The sequence below is a fragment of the Streptomyces sp. NPDC002206 genome, from assembly GCF_053593595.1.
Genome location: NZ_JBSFCW010000077.1, coordinates 1 through 8108, shown reverse-complemented (window position 1 = coordinate 8108; position 8108 = coordinate 1). Strand labels below are relative to the sequence as shown.

Genomic DNA, 8108 nt, shown 5'->3' with positions numbered 1-8108 from the left:
AACGATCTCGAACATCACCGACAAGGTCATGGAAGGCATGGCCGAGTGGCAGAACCGGCCTCTCGACCGGGTCTACCCGGTCCTGTTCGTGGACGCCATCAACGTCAAGATCCGGGACGGCCAGGTCGCGAACCGTCCGATCTACGTGGTCATGGGCGTGACGGTTGAGGGACACCGCGACATTCTCGGAATCTGGGCCGGCGACGGCGGTGAGGGCGCCAAGCACTGGCTGCGTGTCTTCACCGAGGTCAAGAACCGCGGCGTGGAAGACGTGCTCATGCTCGTCTGCGACGGGCTGAAGGGCCTGCCCGACGCGGTCGAGACCGTCTGGCCTCGCACGATTGTCCAGACCTGTGTGATCCACCTCCTGCGCAACAGCTTCCGTTACGCGGGCCGGCAGGACTGGGACAAGATCGCGAAGGCGCTCAAGCCCGTCTACACGGCATCGAGCGAGGATGCCGCGACGGAACGCTTCCTGGAGTTCTCCGAGGCCTGGGGCGGGAAATATCCCGCGATCGTGCAGCTCTGGGAGAGCGCCTGGGCCGAGTTCGTCCCCTTCCTCTCCTTCGACGTCGAGATCCGCAAGGTCATCTGCTCGACCAACGCCATCGAGAGCGTCAACGCCCGCATCCGCAAGGCCGTCCGGGCCCGCGGACACTTTCCGAACGAGGCGGCCGCCCTCAAGTGCGTCTACATGGCGCTCATGAGCCTCGACCCGACCGGCAAGGGCCGCAAGAGGTGGACCATGCGCTGGAAGGCCCCACTGAACGCCTTCCAGATCGCCTTCGAAGGACGCCTGACCCCCGCCAACAACTAGAACCTCAACAACCCGGATCAGCCGTTAAGTTGACACTCCCCCGCGACAGCAGCTTCTGCGGAATCTGCGCGTGGAGCATCTCCACCTTCGCCCCGGACACATACACGTAGTACCGCAACCCCGCCTCCCTCACCCCAACGACCGCTTCAGCGTACGCAGTTGCAGCGTGACCGTGCCGGCATACGGGGCCAGGCCAGCGTCGGCGTCGATGAGGGCCTGGACGCCCTGCGCGGTTGGCCGCCGGTGCGGCGCAGCAACGGGGACACCCGGTCGTCTCACGTCGACTGACCGCCTCTACCCGTCGTACCGGTACAAGTTGGCGTCGTACGGGTTGCTCATTCTGGGGCCGCGAGGCGGCGGAAGCTTCACAGCGCGGGGCGGATCGGGGTGTTCGAAGGTACGCCGCAACGTGCTGTCCGAAATCCCGGACGTCCCCCTGATCGCAATTCGGCCGAGTGCGTCGGACAGAAGGTCACTCCGCCTGTGCAGTCGGCGACGCAGCCTCAGGCGTGTGAGGAGACGGCCCCACTGCCGCAGAGCGCCCCACCCAGGGGCCGGCGCAATCCGCGCCTCGTGCGCTGCGCGGCCGATCTCCTGTACCGGTGCGGAGTCCGAGACGAGCTGCACGACGCGCCGCAGGAACCTCCCCCGACGGGGGATCAGATCGAGCCCGGCAGATTCCAGGCAGTCACGAGGCGCGCGCTGGACTACATTGACCCGATGCAGTGTCGGCGAGATCTTGATCTGACCATCCCACAGCAGTGCGATCAGCACCACCATCGCCACGCGTTCTCGGCCGCCGCAGATGTAAGCGGTCTGATAGAGATCAAGCTCAGTAGTGCGCTGCACGGTTCCCCCAAACTCTGAGCCCGGGATCCGACGCCGAGCCTATCCTTCCGCTGGTACGGCAGCCGTAAACGGCGAGCCCCCGGACAACCGGATCGAGCACGACTACCGGAAGGAAGCGGGCTTTTTGGCAGTGGGCCGCCGTGGAGACCCTGCGGCTGGCCGGCCTGCGTGCCGAGGAACTGGCAGAGCTGACCCACCTGAGTATCCGGCAGTACCAGCGGGGAGGCAGTCGCGCTGCTGGTCATCAGCCCGCCCAAGAGCGACCGGGAACGTGTCATCCCTATGTCGGCGGAGCTGTTCCATGTCGGCTATCGGCAGGGGTTGGCGGTGTCAGCGGACTCGCCCGGTGAGACGAGTCCTGTCTCGTAGGCGAGGACGACGGCCTGGGCCCGGTCGCGCAGGGTCAGCTTGGCGAAGATCCGGGCCACGTGGGTTTTCACTGTCGCCTCACTGAGCGTCAGTTCCCGCGCCAGTTCGGAATTGGAAAGACCTCGGCCCATGAGCGTCAGCACCTCGCGCTCGCGCGGCGTCAGCGCGGCCAGGTCTCGGTGGACGGCCGGGGTTGCGAGACCCGAACCGGTTCTGGGGGCACTGGGGGCGAAGCGCTCCACCAGGCGGCGGGTGATCGAGGGTGCGAGTAGGGCGTCACCGGTGTCGACCAGGCGTACGGCGGCGGCCAGATGCGCGGGGGTGACGTCCTTGAGCAGGAATCCGCTGGCTCCGGCGGCGAGGGCGGTGTAGACGTAGTGGTCGAGGTCGAAGGTGGTCAGCATGATCACCCGGCAGTCCGGGGCCTGCGCGAGTATGCGGCGGGCGGCTTCCAGGCCGTCCATGATGGGCATTCGGATGTCCATCAGTACGACGTCGGGCCGCAGCCTCCGCACGGTGGCCACGGCCTCGGCTCCGTCGCCGGCTTCGCCCACCACGTCGATGCCGCGGGCGGTCAGGATCAGGCGGAAGCCAGTGCGGACCAGCTCCTGGTCGTCGGCGATCACAACGCGAGGGGCGGTTTCGGTGTGCGTCGTCATGGCCGGTCCAGCGGGATCCGGGCGCGGACGCGGTAGCCGCCGCCGAGGCGGCGGCGGGCGTCCAGGTCGCCGCCGTAGACGGCGACCCGCTCCCGCAGGCCGAGCAGCCCGCGTCCCGTTCCGTCTGCCTGGCCCGGGACCGGCTCTTTCCGCGCGGGCCGGCTGTCCGACAGGATGCTCGGTCCGCTGTTCAGCACCTCGACTCGCAGGTAGTGGTCCGCGTATCGCACCGTCACCTCGGCTTTCGCTCCGTCCCCGTGTTTGAGGGCATTGGTCAGGGCCTCCTGGATGATCCGGTAGGCGGTGACATCGATCCCGGTCGGCAGCGGGCGCGGCTCACCCGAGATACGCATCTCCACGGGCAGGCCGGCAAAGGCGATCCGGTCGATCAGCGGGCTGAGCCGGCTCAAGCTCGGCTGCGGTGACAGGTCCATATCGTAGGGCTCGTCGTCGCCGTTCTGCGCGGGTGCGAGCAGGCCGAGCAGGTGCCGCAGCTCGGTCATCGTGTTCCGCCCGGCGGTCTCGACGGCGCTCATCGCCGCCGCAGCCTCGTCAGGCATCGTGGCCAGCACCTCGCGGGCGGCTCCGGCCTGGACCACCATGAGGCTCACGTTGTGGCTGACGATGTCGTGGAGCTCGGCGGCGATCCTGGCCCGCTCGGCGTCGACCGCGGTCCGCGTCGCGCTCTCGCGCTCCCGCTCCAGCAGCCAGCCGCGCTCCTCGATGGCCGCCTGGTGCAGCCGCCGCGCCCGGACCGCCGCCACGCACAGACACCCAGCGGCGCCAACTGCCGCCGCCAGGGAGATGACCAGCCAGATCGTCCAGGATCCCCACACCGGATCATCTTCGCAGCTGCACGACGCGCCCCGCATCAGCCCCCGGATGCAGCTCCGTACATCCCCGGGATGACCTGCCCGGACGGATACATCCGGGGGGTGACGCCCCGTCCGCAGACTCCGTCCTAAGTTCGAGCCATGACAACTGATCATGGCAGTGCCCGGCAAGTGGTGGTGCGGCTGGACGGCGTGCACAAGGAGTACGGCGACGCGAAGGCCCTGGACGGCCTGTCGCTGGAGATCAGGACGGGGGACGCGGTCGCCGTCATGGGCCCCTCCGGCTGCGGCAAGTCCACCTTGCTCAACATGGTGGCCGGCCTGGACCGGCCGACCTCGGGCACAGTCGAGGTGCAGGGTCATGACCTCGGGAAACTGGACGAGACCGGCTTGGCGCTGTTCCGGCGGCGGAACGTCGGCATGATCTTCCAGTTCTTCAACCTCATCGACGATCTGCCTGCCCTGGACAATGTGGCGCTGGCCGCGCAGCTGACCGGCACCCCGGCCCGGCAGGCGCGCCGCCGTGCCCTGGAGCTCCTGGACGAACTCGGTGTCGCCGAACGCCGGAACAACTATCCGGCGACGCTCAGCGGCGGCGAGCGGCAACGGGTCGCCGTCGCACGGGCGTTGATGAACCGCCCGGCCCTGCTGCTGGCCGACGAGCCGACCGGTGCCCTCGACAGCCGGTCGGGCGAGCAGGTGATGGATCTGCTGATCGACCTCAACCAGATCGGCCAGACTCTGTTGATCGTCACCCATGACCCGCAGCTGGCCACCCGCTGCGCCAGCCGGCTGATCGAAGTCGCCGACGGCCGGGTCGCCCGCGAGAGCACGCTGGAGGCGACCGCGTGAGCGCCGTATGGCGAGCCTCACGCGCGGCTGTGAAGCGCCGCCGGCTCCAGACCTTCGTCATCGGGCTCGTCGTGCTCTGCTCCACCACGACCGTCCTGCTCGCGCTGGCGCTGCTGAGCGCCGCCTCGGGCCCCTTCGACAAGGCCTACGCCGCCCAGCACGGTGCTCATACGGTGGCGGCCTTCGACACCACGAAGGTCTCGCAGGAGCAGTTGGCGCGGACCGCCCGGCAGCCTGGGGTGGAGGCCGCAGCCGGGCCGTTCGGGCAGGCCGTCGTCGACATCCCCAAGGAATGGCTCTGGATGGCGGGCGGCACCCTCACGGTGGTGGGCCGGGCCGACCCGGCAGGCCCCGTGGACCGGATCGAACTCCTTGAGGGCCACTGGGCCACCGCACCCGGCGAGATCGTCGTCAACTGGTCCGTCCAGGGCTCCCCCGGCCCCGAGCTGCTCGGCACCAAGCTGGAGACCCCCGGCGGAGCGACGCTGACCGTCGTCGGATTCGCCGCCAGCATGAGCAAGTCGGCGAGCGCCTGGGTCTCGCCCGAGCAGATGGCCGCACTGCACCCGACCTCCGCCCAGATGCTCTACCGCTTCACGGACTCCTCGACGGAGGCCCGGCTGAGCGCCGGGCTGGCACGGGCCACCACGGGGCTGCCCGAGGAATCGCTGACCGGCGCACAGACCTGGCTCGCCCTCAAGCAGGCTTACTCCGCGCTGGCCGACTCTTATCTTCCGTTCATAACGCTCTTCGGCATCCTCGGCCTACTGGTCTCCACCCTGATCGTCGGCAACGTGGTCAGCGGGGCGGTCGTCTCGGGGTACCGGCATATCGGGGTGCTCAAGGCCCTGGGCTTCACTCCGAACCAGGTCGTCGGCGTCTACCTGACGATGCTCTCCGTACCGGCGGTGGTGGGCTGCGTGCTGGGTACTCTGGCCGGCAACGCGTTGGCCGGGCCCATCCTGCAGGTCGCGTTCACCGGCATCGACGTGGGCCGAGCCTCGGTCGGCGACATCAGCCCGTGGGTGTCCGTGGCCTGCCTCGTGGGCATGCCCGCCCTCGTCCTGGTGGCCGCGCTGGTCCCCGCCCTGCGCGCCCACCGGCTGCCCGCCGCGGAGGCGATCAGCGCGGGCGGCGTGCCGCGGACCGGGCGCGGGCTGCGCGTCCAGCGGCTGCTCGGCGCTACCCGGCTGCCGCGCCCGGTCAGTCTGGGCCTCGGCCAGCCGTTCGCCCGCCCCAGCCGCACCCTGCTGACCATGGCGGCCATCGTCCTCGGGGTCACCACAGTGACCCTGTCGACCGGACTGACCAGCACCATGGTGGCGTACGGCAATGTCGGGCGGGAGGACGGAGGCGCCAGGATCCACGTGACGACCGGGGGGACGGGCAACGACCGGACCCTGCCCCGGCTCAGTGACCCGCAGATCGAGAAACGGTTGCGGTCCCTGCCGGGTGCGGAGGGGGTGCGGGCCCGCGCGCTGTCCCAGGTGAACATGACCGGGCAGACTCAGCCCGTCTTCGCCGACTTCTACCGTGGCGACGATTCCTTGTACGAGCACACCATCGTCAAGGGCCGGGCGCCGGCCGCGGCGGGCGAGATCGTGGCCGGGCCGGCGTTCCTGAGCCAGCGCGGGCTGAAGATCGGTGACCGGGTCACGCTGGAGCTGAACGGCAGGAAGATCACCGCGACCGTCGTGGGTCAGCTCATTGAGGGTAACGCCCGGGCCCTGGAGGCCACTGGGGAGACCCTCGCCCAACTCGCACCGGACGCCCACGCCACCGAGTACACGGTACGGCTCGCCTCCGGCGCCGACGCGCGCGCCTACGCCGAGGCGGTCGCGGCGCTCGACCCGGGCCTGCACGCGTCGGTGATGGACTCCGGCAACGCCGGCACCGCCACCGTCATCACCTTCTCGACGGTGTTCACGGTGCTGCTGACGCTCGTCGCGTCGCTCGGTGTCTTCAACACCGTTCTCCTGAACACCCGTGAGCGGCGCCGGGACCTGGGCATGCTCAAGTCGATCGGGATGACACCCCGGCAGGTGGTGGTGATGACGGTGACCTCGGTCGCCGGGCTGGGCGCGGTCGGCGGCCTGCTCGGCATCCCGCTCGGGATCGTGGCGCACCGCCTCGTCGTGGACCATGTCGGGGTGGTCGACTTCCCCGCATATATGAAGAACGTGTGGCACGCGCCGCAGCTAGCCGCGATGCTCCTGGCGGGTGTGGCGATCGCAGTCCTCGGCGCCCTGGTCCCGGCCCGATCGGCGGCCCGGATGACCATCGCCTCGGTGCTGCACACCGAGTAGATCACCTGTCGGCATGGTGCAGAGAAGGTCCAGCACGGTCCCGCCGGCGGCCGGGAGCTCCCAGGCGCGCTCGGTGACCAGCGCGCCGATTGCAGCACCAAGCCCCATCGGCTCGTGCCTGTCGCGCCGCACCGTACGGACCGGCCGCAGCTTCTGCTTCGCCTTCTGGCCGCCGCCGTTCTTCCGGGCCTGCTCCATCGCAGCCCGCAGCGCGACGCGGGCCAGGTCGACGCCGGACGACTCGCCGTTGCTCATGCCTGCCCCCACTGGTCGCCTCCCCTCCGGGCAAAGAGATCCGCCTGCCGCACACGGCGATCTGCTCCGCCTTCGGCATCGACGACCCGTCCCGGCTGGTCATCGAGACCGACGGCATCCGCCAGGGCGTCGTCTCCGTCTACAAGACGAACCCGCTGATGAAGGTCTGCAAGGCCACCGTCGAAGACCTGACGATGGACGACAAGGGCCGCATCACCCGCCGTCAGAACGGGTCAGGCCGCAACCGCCGCGAGGGGCCGGTGCGGGGCGATGATCTGGCCGTCGGGGAGCAGCTCCCCGGTGTCCTCGAAGACCAGGACGCCGTTGCACAGCAGGTTTTTCCTCGGTGAGGCTGGGCGAGCCCGGCCTCCCACCGTGCGACCGCTAGTGTCAGGTCTGTCAAACGAACGGCTCTGTCCCGTAATCGGCTCTGGACCGTAATCGGTGGTGACCGTACGTCACTGCGTGTCAGGCTGGGGCGTGCTTGAGGTCAACGCCCTTGTGGGTGTGGTGTTTTCGGGTCTGTCTGCCCTGGTCATCGAGGGTGTGGCGGATGAGGGTGAGCTGGTCCGGGTGGTGGCGCGTACCCGCGATGATCCGGTGCCGTGTCCGGTGTGCGGGACGCCGACCGGGCGGGTGCACGGCTTTCACGGCCGGACGGTGGCGGACGTGGCGGTGGACGGCAGGCGGGTGGTGGTGTCGGTGAGGGTGCGGCGCCTGGCGTGCCCGGTGCTGGGCTGTCCGCGGCAGACGTTTCGTGAGCAGGTGCCCGGCCTGCTGGGGCCGGCGGCCGTTGTGGGAAACTCGGCGTCGGCGAGATGCCCACCGCGGTCGGTGACCACACCGACGTGAATAGTGTCGGCGTGCGAGTCCACCCCGCCGACCACTATCTCCTCAACAGCGTCCGCAGTGTCTGTTCCTGTCATGCTGGAGATGCCTTCCTCACCGGAGGTGGACTCCGGCCGGATGAGGCAGACAGGACAGTGAGGGGGCCTCTGGCCAGGCTCCTATTAGGTCATGATCCACCCGGCCGGAGCCTTGGGAAAGGGACCCCGGCAGCCGGACAGACCAAGGCAAAGACAGCCCAGCAGGGCGTCAGTCAGTGATAGAGCCACGACCACCGGGGACCCGGATACCACTATCACTGTCGGTGATGTTCGAGATCGTC

The 8108-nt window shown here is 69.2% G+C and carries 9 protein-coding genes and 1 pseudogene; 4 read left to right on the top strand and 6 right to left on the bottom strand.

Going from position 1 to position 8108, the window contains the following annotated elements; all coding sequences use genetic code 11:
• On the top strand, positions 1-817 hold an 817-nt coding region (locus tag ACWCP8_RS40910; RefSeq protein ID WP_451121621.1), incomplete at its 5' end, for an IS256 family transposase.
• Between the two features lie 4 nt (positions 818-821).
• Here ACWCP8_RS40910 and ACWCP8_RS40905 read toward each other — a convergent pair.
• The 4 genes from ACWCP8_RS40905 to ACWCP8_RS40890 form a co-directional block, all read right to left on the bottom strand.
• Entirely contained in the window at positions 822-923 is a 102-nt protein-coding gene (locus ACWCP8_RS40905) for a DUF7019 family protein (protein WP_451121625.1), read from the bottom strand.
• A gap of 188 nt (positions 924-1111) precedes the next feature.
• Positions 1112-1666 (bottom strand): TIGR04222 domain-containing membrane protein, encoded by a 555-nt coding sequence (locus ACWCP8_RS40900; RefSeq protein ID WP_451121619.1) that lies wholly within the window; start codon positions 1664-1666, stop codon positions 1112-1114.
• A 308-nt stretch (positions 1667-1974) separates the two neighbouring features.
• Positions 1975-2694, bottom strand: a complete 720-nt coding sequence (locus tag ACWCP8_RS40895) for a response regulator (RefSeq protein ID WP_451121617.1) — start codon at positions 2692-2694, stop codon at positions 1975-1977.
• Positions 2691-3530, bottom strand: a complete 840-nt coding sequence (locus ACWCP8_RS40890; protein ID WP_451121615.1) for a sensor histidine kinase — start codon at positions 3528-3530, stop codon at positions 2691-2693. Before ACWCP8_RS40890 ends, ACWCP8_RS40895 begins: the two co-directional genes overlap by 4 nt.
• A 138-nt stretch (positions 3531-3668) precedes the next feature.
• On the opposite strand from ACWCP8_RS40890, the gene ACWCP8_RS40885 reads away from it, so the two are divergent.
• Positions 3669-4379, top strand: a complete 711-nt coding sequence (locus tag ACWCP8_RS40885; protein ID WP_451121613.1) for an ABC transporter ATP-binding protein — start codon at positions 3669-3671, stop codon at positions 4377-4379.
• On the top strand, positions 4376-6685 hold the full coding sequence (locus tag ACWCP8_RS40880; RefSeq protein ID WP_451121611.1) for an FtsX-like permease family protein: 2310 nt from the start codon (positions 4376-4378) through the stop codon (positions 6683-6685). Before ACWCP8_RS40885 ends, ACWCP8_RS40880 begins: the two co-directional genes overlap by 4 nt.
• On the opposite strand, the gene ACWCP8_RS40875 is transcribed toward ACWCP8_RS40880, so the two are convergent.
• Positions 6578-6940 carry a hypothetical protein gene (locus tag ACWCP8_RS40875; RefSeq protein ID WP_451121609.1) on the bottom strand — a complete coding sequence of 121 codons (363 nt, stop codon included), beginning with the start codon at positions 6938-6940 and terminating at the stop codon, positions 6578-6580. The genes ACWCP8_RS40880 and ACWCP8_RS40875 overlap by 108 nt on opposite strands.
• A 233-nt stretch (positions 6941-7173) precedes the next feature.
• Entirely contained in the window at positions 7174-7365 is a 192-nt protein-coding gene (locus ACWCP8_RS40870) for a DUF5999 family protein (RefSeq protein ID WP_451121623.1), read from the bottom strand.
• A 55-nt stretch (positions 7366-7420) separates the two neighbouring features.
• Between ACWCP8_RS40870 and ACWCP8_RS40865 the strand changes: the two are divergent.
• A pseudogene (locus tag ACWCP8_RS40865) lies at positions 7421-7720 on the top strand (transposase family protein); the annotation flags it as partial.
• Positions 7721-8108 lie beyond the last annotated feature (388 nt).

Bases quoted from the DNA above. Each gene is read 5' to 3' on its own strand.
- ACWCP8_RS40885 (WP_451121613.1), top strand. From the start codon at position 3,669: ATGACAACTGATCATGGCAGTGCCCGGCAAGTGGTGGTGCGGCTGGAC.
- ACWCP8_RS40895 (WP_451121617.1), bottom strand. From the start codon at position 2,694: ATGACGACGCACACCGAAACCGCCCCTCGCGTTGTGATCGCCGACGAC.
- ACWCP8_RS40875 (WP_451121609.1), bottom strand. From the start codon at position 6,940: ATGAGCAACGGCGAGTCGTCCGGCGTCGACCTGGCCCGCGTCGCGCTG.